The sequence below is a fragment of the Rhizobium sp. F40D2 genome (genome assembly GCF_051810745.2).
Classification (GTDB): Bacteria; Pseudomonadota; Alphaproteobacteria; order Rhizobiales; family Rhizobiaceae; genus Rhizobium.
Genome location: NZ_CM131436.1, coordinates 3,777,460 through 3,794,097, shown reverse-complemented (window position 1 = coordinate 3,794,097; position 16,638 = coordinate 3,777,460). Strand labels below are relative to the sequence as shown.

Sequence of the window (16,638 nt, the reverse complement as noted above, 5' to 3'; positions counted from 1 at the left end):
GCTTTTCTCTATCCCGAATTATCTTTCAGCGGCGGCTCAGCAGGCCGAAAACATAGGCGATGCCTGCCGTCACCGCGAGCGCCATGAGCGGTTCTTCACGAACCTTGTCGCGCAACTGCTCCGTCATCAGCGACGCCTCGTCGGTAACCGCCGACTTTGCCCCTTGCCCGAGCGCAACCACGCTTTCCGTCAGCCGGGAGAGATCGTTGCGAAGGGCTGCGACCTGCGCCGACAAGTCGTCTGCTGCCATATCGGCCTTGACGCGCGCAGCGGTGGATTCGGCGGAAGCGGTTTTCAATTCAGCCATGGTCTGCTCCTGTTGCATGGGATGCCGCTTCAACGAAATGGCGGCCCGAAAGGTTCCGCCGCAGCCGATCTTTTGTTGGCCGCAGAGCCGCAACGCCGCCGCCGCCGCTTGGCGCAGCTTTTCGCGCGACAAACTCTTCATTTCCTGTCGGGTTTGTTTTAAGGAACGTCGAATGTCCGCCCGCGCGCGGCTCAATGATACTGCGAGGTTTGCGTTTCTATGTTCCATATCCTGAGAAGAGCCGCTCAGACCTGGGTCGCCAAGCTGCTGATGCTTCTGCTGGTCGCGTCCTTCGGCATCTGGGGTGTCTCCCGGTCGCTGATCACCGGCAGCAACAGCACCACGGTCGTGACCGTCGGCGATCAGCATGTGGACGTCAACGAATTCCACCTCGCCTACCAGCGCCAGGTGGCAAGCCTCGGTCAGCAGTTCGGCACGCGTCTCACTCCAGAACAGGCTCGCGCTTTCGGCGTCGAGCAGCAGGTGCTTGCCCAGCTCGTCGCCGGCGCCTCGCTAGACCAGCTCGCCGAAGACATGAACCTCGGCCTGTCAGAAGATCGCCTCGCCCAGCTGATCGCCGACGATCCGGCCTTCAAGGCTGTCAATGGCAAGTTCGACCGTGAACTCTTCATCTCGCGCCTGCGCAACGCCAATATCCGCCAGGACGATTACATCAAGGAGCGCAGCAAGGTTGCCGTCCGCAGCCAGGTCGTCGATGCCATCTCGAACGGCTTCACCGCCCCGAAGACGCTGATCGACGCCCTGAAGCTTTATGGCAATGAAAGCCGCAGCATCGACTATCTGCTGCTCACCAACGCCAATATCGAGCCGATCAAGGCGCCCGCCGACGATGTGCTGGCGACATGGTTTGACGGCGTCAAGCAGCGCTACCAGGCGCCTGAGTACCGCAAGCTCGTCTATCTCTCGCTACAGCCCGCCGATATTGCCGACGCCGCGACCGTCACCGACGACCAGATCCACGAAGCCTTCGACAAGAGCAAGGATACCTACCGCACGCCGGAAAGCCGCACCATCGAACAGCTGAGCTTCACCAGCAAGGATCTTGCCGCCGCCGCCGAAACGGCGCTGAAGGGCGGCACCAGCTTCGATCAGCTGGTCTCCGACCAGGGCAAGACGGCAAGCGACGTGCTGCTCGGCGAATTCACCAAGGACAAGGTTCCCGACCAGGCCGTTGCCGATGCGGCCTTCGCCGTTTCGAAGGACGGCGGCACGACACCTGTCGTCGAGGGCTCCTTCGGCTCCGTCATCCTGCGCATCACCAACATCAAGCCGGAAACCACCAAGAATTTCGACGAGGTGAAGGAGGACATCCGCAAGCAGCTGGCGCTTTCCAATGCCTCGCAGGAAGTAATCAACGTTCATGACCGCATCGAGGATCTGCGCGCCGGCGGCGCCACTCTCGAGGATATCGCCGGCCAATTGAAGCTCAAAGCCGTGACCGTCGACGCCGTTGATATGACCGGCGCAGACAAGGACGGTAAGGAGGTCAAGGATATTCCCGTCAAGCAGCAGCTGCTCGGCGAAGCCTTCAAGACCGAGGTCGGCGTCGATGCGCCGCCGCTGCCGATCGGCAATGACGGCTATGTCTGGTTCAACGTCCGCGAAATTACCCCGACCCGCGAGCGCCCGGTCGCCGAGGTGCGGGAAAAGGCGATCGAAGACTGGACGGCAGAACAGCAGAAGGCCGAACTGGCCAAAAAGGCCGACGCACTGAAGGCCGAGGCAGCCAAGGGCACAGCGCTTGCCGATATCGCAACGCCGCTCGGCATTGCCGTTGAAAGCAAGAGCGGCATCACCCGCGCCACCGATGATCCGGTGCTTGGCCGCGCCGGCGTCACCGCCGCCTTCTCCGGCCCGATCGATACGGTCGCGAGTGCGGTGGGCGCCGATCCCTCGACGCAGATCCTGATGAAGGTCACCGAGGTCAACAGCGAGCCGACCAGCGACGCGCTGAACAACCGCGATGCCCAGATCACCGCCATGGCCAACGCCGCCGGCGACGATATTCTCGATCAGATGGTCAACCTGCTGCAGACGCAGTACGGCGCTCAGATCAACCAGACGCTCGCCGAGCAGGCGACGCTTCGTTAGGAGGCCTTATGACCGATCTGAAGCCGTTCCTGGCCAAGGCCGCAAGCCGCGAGCCGCTGACGCGTGACGAGGCGCGCGCCGCCTTCGACATCCTGATGTCCGGCCAGGCGACGCCCTCGCAGATCGGCGGCTTCCTGATGGCGCTGCGCGTGCGCGGCGAAACCGTCGACGAGATCGTCGGCGCCGTCACGGCGATGCGCGCGAAGATGCTGACCGTCGAAGCGCCGACCGATGCGATCGACATTGTCGGCACCGGCGGCGATGCCAGCGGCACCTACAATATCTCGACGCTGGCGGCGCTGATCGTCGCCGGCGCCGGTGTCCCCGTCGCAAAACACGGCAACCGCGCGCTGAGCTCGAAATCGGGTGCGGCGGACAATCTCGCCGCACTCGGCGTCAAGCTCGATGTCGGTCCCGAGATCATCTCCCGCTGCATCAATGAGGCCGGCGTCGGCTTCATGTTCGCGCAGCTTCATCATTCCGCCATGCGCCATGTCGGCCCGTCCCGTGTCGAACTCGGCACCCGCACCATCTTTAACCTGTTAGGCCCGCTTTCCAGTCCGGCCAGCGTCCGCCGCCAGCTGCTCGGCGTCTACTCGCCGCAATGGCTGGTGCCGCTTGCCGAAGTCATGCGCGATCTCGGCTCCGAATGTGTCTGGGTAGTTCATGGCGACGGCCTCGACGAAATCACCACGACAGGCATCACCAAGGTGGCCGCACTCGAAGACGGCAAGATCCGCACCTTCGAGCTATCGCCCGCCGATTTCGGCGTCAGCCCTTGCGTGCTCGCCGATATCAAGGGCGGCGATGGCGTCGCCAATGCTGCAGCGCTTCGCGAGGTGCTGAGCGGCGCGAAGAACGCCTATCGTGATATTTCGCTCGCCAATGCCGCGGCATCGCTGGTCATCGCCGGCAAGGTCGAAACGATTCGCGACGGCATGGCGCTTGCCGCGCAGTCGCTCGATAGCGGCGCCACCGCGCTCGCCCTCGACAAACTCATCGCCGTTTCCAACGATATCGACTAGGATTGCCCGATGAGCGATATTCTGAAGAAGATCGAACTTTATAAGCGCGAAGAGATCTCTGCCGCCAAGGCTGCGGTGTCGCTTGCCGACCTGAAGGCGATGCAGGCCGGCCAGTCCGCCCCGCGTGGTTTCTACAAGGCGCTGAAAGCCAGGCGTGACGCCGGCAATTTCGGCCTAATCGCCGAGATCAAGAAGGCGAGCCCGTCCAAGGGCCTCATCCGCCCGGATTTCGATCCGCCGGCGCTGGCAAAGGCCTACGAAGCCGGTGGCGCGGCCTGCCTTTCCGTGCTGACCGACGCGCCGAGCTTTCAGGGTGCTCCGGAATTTCTGACGACGGCACGGGACGCCTGTGCCCTGCCCGCTTTGCGCAAGGATTTCATGTTCGAGACCTATCAGGTCCATGAGGCGCGCGCCTGGGGCGCTGACTGCATTCTGCTGATCATGGCGTCCCTGACCGATGACGAGGCCGAGCGCCTGCAGGACGAAGCCTTCGGCCTCGGCATGGACGCGCTGGTCGAGGTCCACGATGCCGATGAGATGGAGCGGGCGCTGAAGCTTTCCTCGCCGCTCATCGGCATCAACAACCGCAATCTGCGGACTTTCGAGGTCAGCCTGACGGTCAGCGAGACGCTTGCCTCCATGGTTCCCGCCGACCGGCTCCTCATTGGAGAAAGCGGCATCTTCACCCATGCCGATTGCAAGCGTCTGCAGGCCGTCGATATCAGCACCTTCCTTGTCGGCGAAAGCTTGATGCGAAAAGACGACGTAACGGCCGCCACCCGCGCGCTGCTCTTCGGCGAAGCCGCCATCGCGGCCGAATGATATGAGCGGCGGAAAGCCAGGCCTCACGCATATCGATGCCTCCGGCGAGGCGCATATGGTCGATGTCTCCGACAAGGCCGAGACGGTGCGCATCGCCACGGCCGAGGGCCATGTGAAGATGGCGGCGGAAACGCTGGCACTCATCCGGCAAGGCAATGCCAAGAAAGGTGATGTCATCGGCACGGCGCGCCTTGCCGGCATCATGGCGGCGAAACGCACCGCCGATCTCATCCCGCTCTGCCATCCGCTGATGCTGACCAAGGTCACCGTCGAGATCCAGGAGGATGTCGCCCTGCCCGGCCTGCGCGTCACGGCAACCGCCAAGCTGACCGGCAAGACCGGTGTCGAGATGGAGGCGCTGACCGCCGTCTCGGTCGCCTGTCTCACCATCTACGACATGGCCAAGGCGGCCGACAAGGCGATGGAAATCGGCGGCGTCAGGCTGCTCGAAAAATCCGGCGGCAAGTCGGGCGATTTCCGTCATCCGGAGGCGAGATGAACCTTCTCCCGGTCGCAGAGGCCTTAAGCCGCCTGCTCTCCCGCGCAACGCCCGTCGCCGCATCGGAGACATTGCCGCTCGCCGAGGCTGAAGGCCGCGTCCTCGCCATCGATCTCAAGTCCGGGATAACCCAGCCTCCCTTCGATGCCTCGGCCATGGATGGCTATGCGCTGCGCCGCGACGATGCGCCGGAGCCGGGCGCCGTGCTGAAGGTCATCGGCACGTCTGCCGCCGGCCACGGCTTCGAAGGAGGCGTCGGCAAGGGCGAAGCCGTCCGCATCTTCACCGGCGCGCCCGTTCCGGCAGGCGCAGACAGCGTGCTGCTGCAGGAGGATGCGGAGACGATCGAAGACGGCGTCCGCACCAATTTCCCCGTGCGGCAGGGCCAGCATGTGCGTCCTCGCGGCCAGGATTTTACCGAAGGCGAAGCCGTGCTCGTGGCCGGCACCGTGCTCGATTTCTCGCGGCTGACGGTCGCTGCCGGCATGAACTGGCCCGATGTCGAGGTCCTCAAACGCCCGCTGATCGCCATTCTTGCAACCGGCGACGAGCTGTTGCCGCCAGGAAGCACGCCCGGCCCTTCGCAGATCATCGCATCCAATACGTTCGGTATCGCAGCCCTTGCCCGCAAAGCCGGCGCCGACGTGCTCGATCTCGGCATCGTGCCGGACAATAAGGCAAGGATTACCGCGGCGATCGATAAGGCGCGGGCAGCCGAGGCCGATATCATCGTCACGCTCGGCGGCGCTTCGGTCGGCGACCATGATCTGGTACAGGCGACGTTGATCGAGGCCGGCATGCAGCTGGACTTCTGGCGAATCGCCATGCGTCCCGGCAAACCGCTGATGGTCGGCAGCTTCGGCGAGACTCATGTGCTCGGCCTGCCCGGCAATCCGGTTTCGAGCCTCGTCTGCTCGCTGCTCTTCCTGGAACCGCTGATCCGCAAGCTCGCCTCCCTGCCGCCGGTGCGGCGCGAGGCAATGGTGGAGGCAGCCACCCCACTGCGCGCCAATGACCACCGGCAGGACTATATCAGGGCGAAACTCTCGAAGTCAGCCGCCGGAAACTGGCTCGCCTTGCCCTTCGGCAAGCAGGATTCATCGATGATGAAGGTTTTTGCTCAAGCCGACTGCCTCATCATCCGCCCACCGCATGCGCCGGAACTGCCGGCCGGAGCGCCCTGCCCGGTCATGCTGTTGCGGCCGGATCTTCTGGTATAGTTCCGACTCTCCACCTGCTTCAAGCAAGCGAAAACACGCCCGCCTGCACCTTTCCGCCGTTGGACCCCGCGCCAAATTCCGCAACCGCATGCGTCGCGATTCGCTTCAGTTGTGCTTGCGGCAGGTAAGCGCGCTCGGGATCGCCGATCAGCACCTCGATGCCGGCGGTCTGGCAACGCCGCAGGAAAGCCATCGCCCGCAAGGCAAGTGCGGGGTCGTAGAACAGGTCACCGACAACGAGGAGATCAGTATTCTCCGGCGGTGGTGCCTCGATGATATCGGCCGCGACGGCAACGATGTCCACGCGGTTGATCGCCGCGTTGAGACCGATTGCAGCGATGGCATTGGCATCGACATCGACCGCCGTGACCGTGGCAGCTCCGGCCTTCGCCGCCGCGATGGCGACGAGCCCGGAGCCGGCGCCGAGATCAAGGACGCGGCGGCCGGCGACCACTTCCGGACGGTCGAGCAGATGGCGGGCAAGCACGGCGCCGCCGGCCCAGGGATATGCCCAGTAGGGCGCTGGGTCGGCTGCTTCGCGGCCGGCAAGCCGCCAGAGCCCGCTCGCAGGCGCTGCCGTATGCAGCAGGATTTCGGGGATGGCCGGAACGGGTGAGATCGGCAGATTGGCCTGGATGAAGGCGGCCGGATCGGGATGCGGCATGCCGGAGCGTTTCATCATCATGCTCCCTGCCCGCTAGGCGAGATGTGGCATGCCGCCGTCGAGACATTCCACGTCGTGGGTAACGAAGCCGAAATGCTCCTGGAGCGTAACTTATCGGCCATCAGGTAAAGCCCTCCGCCTGAACCGGCGAAGGGCTGCCGGCGCAATCAGCCGGGCTTCTTTTTCGAAAACTTGCCCTTCGCCCCGGCGCCGCCCTTGCCCTCGAATTTCGGGCGTTCGGATTTGGCCCCTTCGGATTTCCCGCCTTCGAATTTAGGCTTGTCGTATTTGGGCTTGTCGAATTTCGGGCCATCGAAGCCGGGCTTGCCGGGCTTCTTGCTCCAGGGTTTGCTATCCTGTCTTTGCTGGCCGCTATTGTCGGCTGCAGCATATCCGCCGCCTGGACCCTTGCCGAACTTGTTCTTCGGGCGTTCGTCGCGGAACGTGTCGCCCGGCCGTTCGTCACGCGACGACTTCCCGGCATAGGGCTTCGGCGACGGGGCGCGGCTGAAATCCGGCGTTCCGGAGAGCTTGGTCACGCGGATGCCGCGTTCCAGCGCCTTGTTCGGCCCGATCGCAGCAAGGAAGCTTTCGGCACTCGCCGCCGCGATCTCCACAAAGGTCTCCTCGGGCTGCATCTTGATTGCGCCGATCTCGCGCTTCGTCACATTGCCGTTGCGGCAAAGCATCGGGATCAGCCAGCGCGGCTCGGCATTCTGCTTGCGGCCGACCGAAACGGAGAACCAGACGCTGGCGCCGAAATCCTCGCGCGGTCCCTTCTGCGCCGGCTCGTAAGGCTCGGCATTGTCGCGGCGCTTGCGGCCGCGATCATCCTGCACGGTGACCTCGATCAGATCCTCCGGCGCCGAATGGTTGGTGCGGTAAAGACGCAGGAAGGCGGCGGCGAGCTTTTCGGCGCCGTGGCTGGAAAGCAGCTGCTGCACCAGCCCCTGTTCTTCCTCCTGCGGCGCTTCACTGAAGATCGGATCGGCAAGCAGCCGTTCGTCGTCACGCTCGTTTACCTCTTCGGCCGACGGCGGCCGCGCCCAGGCGGCCGAAATGCCGGCATTCTCAAGCAGGCGCTCGGCTTTGCGCCGTGCATTCAGCGGCACGATCATGGCGCTGATGCCCTTGCGTCCGGCCCGGCCGGTGCGGCCGCTGCGGTGCAGCAGCGTATCCGGATTGGTCGGCAGGTCGGCATGGATGACCAGATCGAGACCCGGCAGGTCGATGCCGCGAGCGGCGACGTCGGTCGCAATGCAGACGCGGGCGCGCCCGTCACGCATCGCCTGCAGCGCATGGGTGCGTTCGTTCTGCGTCAGCTCGCCGGAAAGCGCTACGACAGAGAAATTGCGGTTGTTGAAGCGTGCGGTCAGATGATTGACGGCGGCGCGCGTCGAGCAGAAGACGATGGCGTTGGTCGCTTCGTAATAACGCAGCACGTTGATGATCGCATTCTCGCGGTCGCTCGGCGCCACCATCAGCGCGCGATATTCGATGTCGACATGCTGCTTTGTCTCAGCCGCGGTGCTGATGCGCACGGCGTTGCGCTGATAGCTTTTGGCAAGCTTGGCGATCGCCGCTGGCACCGTTGCCGAAAACATCAGCGTCCGGCGCTCGTCCGGTGCCGAATCGAGAATGAATTCCAGATCTTCGCGGAAGCCGAGATCGAGCATCTCGTCGGCCTCGTCGAGCACGGCGGCCTTAAGTTCCGACATGTCGAGCGCCCTGCGACGAATATGGTCGCAGAGACGGCCGGGCGTGCCGACGACGATATGGGCGCCGCGTTCGAGCGACCGGCGCTCGCTGCGAATGTCCATGCCGCCGACGCAGCTGGCGATCACCGCGCCGGTCATCTCATAGAGCCATTCGAGTTCACGCTTCACCTGCAGGGCAAGTTCGCGCGTCGGGGCGATGACAAGCGCAAGCGGCGCACCGGCATTGCCGAAGCGCTCTCCGCCCTCGAGCAGCGTCGGCGCCAGTGCCAGGCCGAACGCTACTGTCTTGCCGGAACCGGTCTGGGCCGAGACCAGCGCGTCGGAAGCGGCGAGCGCCGGATCGAGCATTGCCTTCTGCACCGGGGTGAGTTCGGCGTAACCGCGCTTCTGCAACGCCTTGGCGATCGCCGGAACGACGCCGTTGAATTCTGTCATGGGTTCGATCTTTCGGAGCTGTCAGGCGCGAATTGCGCCATGGCCGGAGCCAGCCGGCGGGGTATTTGCGCCGTTCCTAGCCGCTCCCGCGGCGATTGTCAAAGCGTGCGGCTGCGCCACAGCCAGGTGTCGATATGACTTGCCCGGCCGCGCAGCGCCGTTTCCAACGGACCCTCCATCCAGCCGGCCTGCAGCAACGCGCTGTCGGGGCCTGCGGCGCGGACGATTTCCGCGCTCAGCGCCAGCTCGACGCCATGGAGGGCGGCCACCTCCATCAGGCGGCTGCCGACATTGATGGTGTCGCCCGCTGCCGTGATCTGTTGCCGGTCGCCAGTGCCGAGCCGCGAGGCGACGATCGGCCCGCAATGGGCGCCGACCTTGAAGCCGATCTTCCTCTCGGCAAAGCCCGCATGCGCTTGAAGCCAGGCCCGAGTGCGCTCGCACAGGCTGACCGCACAGGCAGCGGCGCGGACTGCATCGTCATCGGCAGGCTCCGGCAGGCCGAACAGGATCATCGCCCCATCGCCCATGAAACTGGTGATGGCGCCGCCGTGATGGCGCGCCTCCTCGTCGATGATTTCGAAAAAACCGCTCAACACTTCGCTGACCTTGACCGGCCCAAGGTTTTCGCTGAGGCCGGTGAAACCCGAGAGATCGATGAAGATGACGGCCGCGTTCTGACGCACCGGAGCGGCAAGGAAATTCGGATCCCGCGCCAGCCACTCGCCAAGGCCAGGCGCCTCGATGCGCTGTAGGAGCGCGCTCTGCTCGGCGAAATGGCGGGCGCGGCCGCGGTCGAGCCAGAGTTCGGCCGCACCGAAAATCAGCGCCGGCGGCAGCGCCGCAGCGATCGGCAGCGCCGCACTCAGCCAGTAGCCATGCGCAAAGGCCGACAGATTGAGTAGCGCCCAGACGATCAGCGTCAGCACGATAATGATATAGCCCGCAGAACTCCGCCGCCAGGCGATCAATGAGACGAACACCAGCGGCAATCCGATGGCCGTGGCGGCATCGATCAGCCTCATCCTGTGATCGCGCACCATGCCGTCGCCGGTGACGAGATGGGTGATCGCCGTCGACATCACTTCGACGCCGGGCATGACCGGATCGAACGGCGTCGGGAAGACGTCGCCGCCGCCGGTGACCGTCGAGCCGATGACGACGATGCGTCCTGCGACCGCATCCGCCGAAAGCTTGCCGTCAAGCGCGTCGGCGACGCTGAAGGTGGCGATGCTGCCGCGCCCACCATAGAAGGTCACCGGCAGGCGCTGGCCGATATCCGTGGGTATGCGCAGCGCGCCGAGCATGATGGCATCGCGTTCGATCGTCGGATCGACGCCGAGCGCCACCGACGCGGCGCGCAGCGGAAAGGCCGGATCCAATCGGTCGGGGCCGCGCGAAATCAGCGGAATGAAGCGCGGCGTGCCGGTCTGGTCGGTTGCCACATTGACGATACCGACGGCGGCGGCTTCGGCGAAGCGGGCAAGCGGCAGCAGAAGCTGACTTGCCTCGGGGATAGCGGCAAGCGGATCGTTCGCCGCATCGGTAACCTCTTGGCTGCTTCTGGAAAACGTGGCCGCAGCGGCAATAACGCTCGGGCCCTCTGCAAGGGCGGCAACCAGCGCCGCATCGCCCTCCTCAGGCCCCGGATCGACGAGCAGAATGTCGAGCGCCAGCGCCTTCGGTTTCAAGGCGGTGATGGCGCCGACGAGGCGGGCAAGCGTGGCCCTATCAAGGGGATAACCATGGGCGGCGGCGGTGCGGTCGTCGATCGCAACGATCGAGACGACGGGAGGCGGTGGCGTCGCCCCGATGACAACGCTGCGGATATCGGCAAGTGACGCCTCAATCCGGTCGAGCAGGCCGCTTTCGCCCTTCAGATTGGCATAGCCAAGCGCTGCCCCCCAAAGACCGGCGAGCAACAGCGCGATCACCGTCTGCAGCCGATGGTTCATGGATTTATTGGCCAAGGCGGGCAAGAAGGGCGGCGGCGCGCGGTGCCGGCCAACGACGCACGACGAGGGGTTCCGTCCCGCCGCTGACGTCGACGCCCTCGCCCGGCGACAGCACCACCTGCTCGCCGGCCGGCCGGCGGACGGCGACGCTGCCTCTGACGACCAGCACCGAAGTCTTGCCACTGGCGACGTCGACAGCCCATTGGGTACCGCGCACGGCAGCGATCGCCTGCGGCGTCACCACCTGGAAACCGCCGGCATGCTGGCTGCTGTCGACATCGACGAGGATCGCCTTGCGCCGCAGCGATGCCGAATCGGGACTGCCGTCACGGTTGCGGTCGGCAAGGCGGAAGGCGGCGCCGGCCTCCGCCGTGATCTTTACCCCGCCGGGACAAGTGAACACCTGGCGGGCGCTGGCGTCGCGCGCGATCGTGCAGCCGGCAGACTGCGCAACGGCTGCTCCATGCGGAATAAGGCCGACAGCGAGTGCGGCAGCAAGCAGGCTGCGAAAGGTCGTATGCATGGAAAGCCCCCATGACCGTGCGGAAAGATTTTTCGAAAGCGCCCGCCACCCGTCTTCTTCCATGTCGGGCATGATAGCCGAATTCGGATATTTCCATAACCAATTCTTAGGGGCTGATGGTGGTTTCGGGCGTCGGCCCGGCATAACGCGCCCGCGGCCGGATCAATTCGCCGCTGTCGATCTGCTCCATTGCATGCGCCAGCCAGCCGGTGGAACGGGCAAGCGAGAACATGATGATCGGCGCCTCCCGCGGCAGATCGAAGGCGGCGGCCATCGCGGCAAGCACGAAATCCACGTTGACCTTCTCGCCGACCATTTGCTCGCCCGTTTCCCGCACCTCGGCAAACTGCTGCGGCAGGGGAAAGTGCGAAAGCAGCGCCTGAGCCCTGATATCGCCATCGGGATAGAGCGGATGGCCAAAGGCCGACAGGCGATGGCCCTGGGCAAGCGTGCGGCGAATCGCTTGCTCCGCCCCGAGAGCCGAAGCCGCCTCGATCAGGGCGCCGACGCCCTGCCACGCCGCACCATGCAGCGGCCCGGTCAACGTCGCCAGGCCGGAAAGCACGGAGGCCGAAAGGGCGGCACCCGCCGATGCCGTGACCCGTGCCGCGAAGGTCGAGGCGTTGAGTTCGTGATCGGCAAGCAGCACCAGCGCCCGGCGCAGGCAATCGGCGGCATTCGGCCGCTGCCAGCTTTCCGCGAGCCGCAGATGCAGCGGTCTATCCGAAGGCCCCGGCGCCAGCGCATCGGCGACCGTGCAGAGGACCCCGCTTGCTTCACGGCGGAGGGCCGCCCACGAGCGGCCGAGCGACGGCAGATCCGATGTCACCCGCCCTGCCAGCGCCAGGAATGCAGCCTCAAGTGACGGAGCCACATGTCCCGCCGCAGTGCGGGAAGCAAGAGCTTCCGCACCGTTCCAGAGCAGTGCCGCCGTCTGCTCCAGCGTCGCGGCCACGGCGAAATCGGCCACATCCCGCCCGCGGTAAAAAAGCCGTCCGCCGATGATGGTGGAGATCGCCGAGGAGAGAACCGGGTCGCCCCAACGGATCGCCTCGGCGGCAACCGTTTCGGCTTTACGCCGGCCGGCATGGCGTTCGGCCAGCCGCTGCACGTCGGCAGCCTGATAGAGGCTGCGTCGCGGGTCGGCAGGATCGGGCTTGGCGCGGATGCGCCCTCGGCTGACATTGGCGTAGAGCGTCTGCTGCTTGGTCTTCAGCGCCTGCAGCGCCTCCTCGGCGGTCAGCCACGACATTGGAGCCTCATGTTGATCAATAGCATCAAGATTGACGTCAATGAAACTAGGCCGGATCATCCCGGCGGTAAAGGAGAAACAACATGAAAAATGGCTTGGAAGACGTCATTGCCGCCGAAACGCAGCTCTCGGATGTCGATGGCGAAGCGGGGCGGCTGATCATCCGCGGCGTCTCGCTGGACCATCTCGTTGCAGACTGCAGCTATGAAGGTGTCGCCGCATTACTGCTCGACGGGCTGATGGAGATTAGCTTCGATCAAGCGCAATTGCGCGAATGGTTGGCGAACGCGCGAACACGGCTTTTCCACAACGTCGAGGCCGCCGATGCCGCCCTGCTTACGCTGCCGCCGGTTGATGCGATGCGGGCGCTGATTGCCCGGCTGCCCGACGGCGAGGATCTCGATACCGCGCTCAGCCTTCTGGCGGCGCCTGCGGTCTTTCTGCCGGCGGTTCTGCGCCTGCAGCGCGGTGAAAGACCGATCGCGCCCGACGCCTCACTGCCGCAGGCGGCCGATATCCTGCGCATGCTGACGGGACAATTGCCGAGCAAAGAGCAGACGGCCGCACTCGACGCCTACCTCGTGACAATATCGGATCACGGCCTCAACGCCTCGACCTTCGCATCGCGCGTCATCGCCTCAACACAGGCCGGCCTCACCTCTTCAGTCCTGGCCGCGTTGAGCGCCCTGAAGGGACCGTTGCATGGCGGTGCGCCGGGTCCGGTGCTCGACATGTTGGATGCCGTGGGAACAGCAGAGAATGCCGGGCAATGGCTCGGCGAAGCGCTCGACCGCGGCGAAAGACTGATGGGTTTCGGCCACCGCATCTACCGTGTCCGCGATCCGCGCGCCGATGCACTGAAGGGCGCCCTGAAGCCGCTGATATCAACCGGGCAGGTCGACCCGGCCCGCGGCGCGCTGGCCGAAGCCGTGGAAGCAGCCGCATTGGCAATCCTGAAGGCGCGCAAGCCGAACCGGCCGCTCGACGTCAACGTCGAGTTCTACACGGCGCTGCTGCTCGAAGCGCTCGGCTTCCCGCGTGAGGCCTTCACCGGCGTCTTTGCGATCGGCCGCACGGTCGGGTGGTTGGCGCATGCGCGCGAACAGGCCCTCGACGGCCGGCTGATTCGCCCGCGCTCGGTCTATATCGGCCCGCTGCCGGCCGCAGCCTGACGATGGAATTCGGCGGCGGGGCTTGCCCCGCCGCCAGGCATCAACCGCCAACGAATGCGGCGAGGTTGTCGAGCGTCAAACGGCAGCCTTCCTCATTGTCTTCAAGGCGTATGCCCGCGGGTATGTCGTCGCAGACCATCGTCACATCGGTGCCGCCATACACAGGCGACAATGTCGTGCTGACCCTCATCTCGCCGGAAAAGCTGTGGTCGTCAGAACAGAAGGCCGTGGCCCAGATGATCCGTTCGTCGGGCACGAGCCGTGCGAAACGGCCCTCGAACCTGTCGGTCTTGTCGGAGGTCTTGCCTGGCTGAGACGTCTCGTCATCGGGATAGACCAACGACATGCTGAATGCGCCGCCTTCCCTGCCCTCGAAAGCATGGACGATCCCCCGCATCGAACCGGGCGGAAGCCAGGTGGCGACCGCCTCCGCGTCCAGGAAGGCACGGTAGATGCGCTCAGGCGGCGCGGCGATGAAGCGTGAAACGGTCGTACTGCGTCGGGTGGCCATGCTGGCGATATAGAGCACCACAAGCACCTGCCCAGATCGCACTTGAAATCGCGCGATCTGGATCCCTTTTTATGGTTAGACGAGGCGGCTCTGCTCCGTTGCTGCTTCGATGAAGCTGGCAAACAGCGGATGCGGGTCGAGCGGCCGGCTCTTCAGTTCAGGGTGATACTGCACGCCAATGAACCAGGGGTGATCGGGATATTCGATCGTCTCCGGCAGCACGCCATCCGGCGACATGCCGGAGAAGACGAGGCCGCAGCTCTCGAGCCGGTCCTTATAGTCGACATTGACCTCGTAGCGGTGGCGATGACGCTCGGAAATATCGGTGGAACCGTAGATGTCCGAGATCTTCGTGCCCTTCTTCAGCGCCGCCTTATAGGCACCGAGGCGCATCGTGCCGCCGAGATCGCCGGCTGCCGTGCGCTTCTGCAACTCGTTGCCCTTGACCCATTCGGTCATCAGGCCGACCACAGGGTCCTTGGTCGGGCCGAATTCGGTCGAGGAGGCGCCGGACACGTCGGCGAGATTGCGCGCCGCCTCGATGACGGCCATCTGCATGCCGAAGCAGATGCCGAAATACGGCACCTTGCGCTCGCGGGCGAAACGGGCTGCGTGGATCTTGCCTTCCGAACCGCGTTCACCGAAGCCGCCGGGCACGAGGATGCCGTGGACCTTCTCGAGATAGGGCGCCGGGTCTTCCTTTTCGAAGACCTCGGACTCGATCCATTCGAGCTTGACCTTGACGCGATTGGCGATGCCGCCGTGGTGCAGCGCCTCGATCAGCGATTTATAGGCATCCTTGAGGCCGGTATATTTGCCGACGATCGCGATCGTCACCTCGCCCTCCGGCGTGCGGATGCGGTTGCAGACCTCTTCCCACAGGTCGAGCCGCGGCTTCGGTGCCGGCTCGATGCCGAAGGCTGCCAGCACTTCGTCGTCCAGGCCTTCCTTGTGGTAGGCGATCGGCACATCATAGATGTTGGCAACGTCGAGCGCCTGGATGACGGCGGACGGGCGCACGTTGCAGAACAACGACAGCTTGCGGCGCTCGGCTTCCGGAATTTCGCGGTCTGCGCGCACCAGCAGGATATCGGGATGAATGCCGAGCGCCTGCAGTTCCTTGACCGAATGCTGGGTCGGCTTGGTCTTGAGCTCGCCGGCGGCCGGAATATACGGCATCAGCGTCAGATGGACGTAGACGGCGGTGCCGCGCGGCAGGTCGTTGCCGAGCTGGCGGATTGCCTCCATGAAGGGCATCGCTTCGATGTCACCGACCGTGCCGCCGATCTCGCAGATGACGAAGTCGTAATCGTCATTGCCCTCGATGACGAAATCCTTGATCTCGTTGGTGACGTGCGGAATGACCTGCACCGTCGCGCCGAGATAGTCGCCGCGCCGTTCCTTGTCGATGATATTTTTGTAGATGCGGCCGGTGGTGATGTTGTCGGTCTTGGTTGCCGAACGCCCCGTGAAGCGTTCGTAGTGGCCGAGATCGAGATCGGTTTCCGCGCCGTCGTCGGTGACGAAGACCTCGCCGTGTTGGGTCGGGCTCATCGTGCCCGGGTCCACGTTCAGATAGGGGTCGAGCTTGCGAAGCCGCACCCGATATCCACGGGCCTGCAGCAACGCTCCGAGAGCCGCGGCCGCAATTCCTTTTCCGAGAGAGGAAACCACGCCGCCAGTGATGAATACGTATCGCGCCATGGGATTCACCGGATACCTTTTCAAAAACGATTCCACCAGCCCAAAAACTCATTTCCGGAATTTTCGGAGCGTGGCGAAGGAATCTGAACAAAAGAAAACCGGCAGGCCCGAGGGCCTGCCGGCGGTTTATGTCGAAGACCGGTTTACTGTCCCGTCGGGACGCCGGCGGGTTGAGCCGGTGCCGGCGCGGCCGGAGTTGCGGGCGCTGCCGGGGCAGTCGTTGCAGGCTCGGTGGCCGCCGGAGCCTGGGCCGCCGGAGCGGTCGTCGCCGGAGCCGGAGCCGCAGTTGCCGGAGCTTGAGCAGCGGGAGCCTGCGGTGCAGGCGTTGCCGCCCCGCTGCTCGGAACGCCGTTGCCAGCCGGCTGGCTTGCCGGAGCCTGAGCGCCGCCGCCGAGCGAATCGAGAATGCCGTTGCCCTGGCCGCCCGTTGCCGGAATGCGGTCGAGAATATCGCTCGGACGGCCTTCATAACGCGTCAGAATGCCAAGGCCGAGCGAGGTGATGAAGAACAGGGTCGCAAGGATCGCGGTGGTGCGCGTCAGCGCATTGGCCGTGCCGCGCGCCGACATGAAGCCCGAACCGCCGCCGATGCCGAGGCCGCCGCCTTCCGAACGCTGGATGAGCACGACGCCGACGAGGGCGAGCACGATCATGAGATGAATGACAATCAATACGGTCTGCATGGGTCCAGTCCTGCCCGCCTGGAGACGGACATAAGT

15 protein-coding genes are annotated in these 16,638 nt (G+C 64.8%); 6 read left to right on the top strand and 9 right to left on the bottom strand.

The window, feature by feature from the left end:
- Positions 1 to 25: 25 nt before the first annotated feature.
- On the bottom strand, positions 26 to 307 hold the full coding sequence (locus tag ACS4RS_RS18265) for a hypothetical protein (protein WP_003573046.1): 282 nt from the start codon (positions 305 to 307) through the stop codon (positions 26 to 28).
- A 219-nt stretch (positions 308 to 526) separates the two neighbouring features.
- Here ACS4RS_RS18265 and ACS4RS_RS18260 point away from each other — a divergent pair, with 219 nt between their 5' ends.
- Genes ACS4RS_RS18260 through ACS4RS_RS18240 form a run of 5 tightly spaced genes read left to right on the top strand, consistent with a single transcriptional unit; the run spans position 527 to position 5,985 of the window.
- Positions 527 to 2,419, top strand: a complete 1,893-nt coding sequence (locus ACS4RS_RS18260) for a SurA N-terminal domain-containing protein (protein ID WP_439009833.1) — start codon at positions 527 to 529, stop codon at positions 2,417 to 2,419.
- 8 nt (positions 2,420 to 2,427) lie between these two features.
- Positions 2,428 to 3,444, top strand: a complete 1,017-nt coding sequence (gene trpD / locus ACS4RS_RS18255) for an anthranilate phosphoribosyltransferase (protein ID WP_439009834.1) — start codon at positions 2,428 to 2,430, stop codon at positions 3,442 to 3,444.
- A gap of 9 nt (positions 3,445 to 3,453) precedes the next feature.
- Positions 3,454 to 4,266 carry an indole-3-glycerol phosphate synthase TrpC gene (gene trpC, locus ACS4RS_RS18250; protein WP_439009835.1) on the top strand — a complete coding sequence of 271 codons (813 nt, stop codon included), beginning with the start codon at positions 3,454 to 3,456 and terminating at the stop codon, positions 4,264 to 4,266.
- A 1-nt stretch (position 4,267) separates the two neighbouring features.
- Positions 4,268 to 4,765: a cyclic pyranopterin monophosphate synthase MoaC gene (moaC, locus tag ACS4RS_RS18245; protein ID WP_439009836.1), complete on the top strand. Its 498-nt coding sequence runs from the start codon at positions 4,268 to 4,270 to the stop codon at positions 4,763 to 4,765.
- Entirely contained in the window at positions 4,762 to 5,985 is a 1,224-nt protein-coding gene (locus ACS4RS_RS18240) for a molybdopterin-binding protein (protein ID WP_439009837.1), read from the top strand. The genes moaC and ACS4RS_RS18240 overlap by 4 nt, the downstream gene beginning before the upstream one ends.
- Before the next feature lie 19 nt (positions 5,986 to 6,004).
- On the opposite strand, the gene ACS4RS_RS18235 is transcribed toward ACS4RS_RS18240, so the two are convergent.
- The 5 genes from ACS4RS_RS18235 to ACS4RS_RS18215 form a co-directional block, all read right to left on the bottom strand.
- Positions 6,005 to 6,664 (bottom strand): 50S ribosomal protein L11 methyltransferase, encoded by a 660-nt coding sequence (locus ACS4RS_RS18235; RefSeq protein WP_439009838.1) that lies wholly within the window; start codon positions 6,662 to 6,664, stop codon positions 6,005 to 6,007.
- A gap of 152 nt (positions 6,665 to 6,816) precedes the next feature.
- Positions 6,817 to 8,802, bottom strand: a complete 1,986-nt coding sequence (locus tag ACS4RS_RS18230) for a DEAD/DEAH box helicase (protein ID WP_439009839.1) — start codon at positions 8,800 to 8,802, stop codon at positions 6,817 to 6,819.
- 98 nt (positions 8,803 to 8,900) lie between these two features.
- Positions 8,901 to 10,757, bottom strand: coding sequence for a CHASE2 domain-containing protein (locus ACS4RS_RS18225; protein ID WP_449313769.1), 1,857 nt, complete (start codon positions 10,755 to 10,757; stop codon positions 8,901 to 8,903).
- Positions 10,758 to 10,761: 4 nt separating this feature from the next.
- Positions 10,762 to 11,280, bottom strand: coding sequence for a FecR domain-containing protein (locus ACS4RS_RS18220; RefSeq protein ID WP_439009841.1), 519 nt, complete (start codon positions 11,278 to 11,280; stop codon positions 10,762 to 10,764).
- Between the two features lie 106 nt (positions 11,281 to 11,386).
- On the bottom strand, positions 11,387 to 12,532 hold the full coding sequence (locus tag ACS4RS_RS18215) for a citrate synthase (protein WP_439009842.1): 1,146 nt from the start codon (positions 12,530 to 12,532) through the stop codon (positions 11,387 to 11,389).
- Between the two features lie 83 nt (positions 12,533 to 12,615).
- Between ACS4RS_RS18215 and ACS4RS_RS18210 the strand changes: the two genes are divergently transcribed.
- On the top strand, positions 12,616 to 13,704 hold the full coding sequence (locus tag ACS4RS_RS18210; RefSeq protein ID WP_439009843.1) for a citrate synthase/methylcitrate synthase: 1,089 nt from the start codon (positions 12,616 to 12,618) through the stop codon (positions 13,702 to 13,704).
- A gap of 40 nt (positions 13,705 to 13,744) precedes the next feature.
- Here ACS4RS_RS18210 and ACS4RS_RS18205 read toward each other — a convergent pair whose 3' ends face one another.
- From ACS4RS_RS18205 to secG, 3 genes are all read right to left on the bottom strand, one after another.
- The gene (locus ACS4RS_RS18205) at positions 13,745 to 14,215 is read right to left on the bottom strand and encodes an SRPBCC family protein (protein WP_439011808.1); all 471 of its coding nucleotides are present in this window, start codon (positions 14,213 to 14,215) and stop codon (positions 13,745 to 13,747) included.
- A 75-nt stretch (positions 14,216 to 14,290) separates the two neighbouring features.
- Positions 14,291 to 15,919 carry a CTP synthase gene (locus ACS4RS_RS18200; protein WP_439009844.1) on the bottom strand — a complete coding sequence of 543 codons (1,629 nt, stop codon included), beginning with the start codon at positions 15,917 to 15,919 and terminating at the stop codon, positions 14,291 to 14,293.
- A 143-nt stretch (positions 15,920 to 16,062) separates the two neighbouring features.
- Positions 16,063 to 16,602, bottom strand: a complete 540-nt coding sequence (gene secG, locus ACS4RS_RS18195) for a preprotein translocase subunit SecG (RefSeq protein ID WP_439009845.1) — start codon at positions 16,600 to 16,602, stop codon at positions 16,063 to 16,065.
- Positions 16,603 to 16,638: the final 36 nt, after the last annotated feature.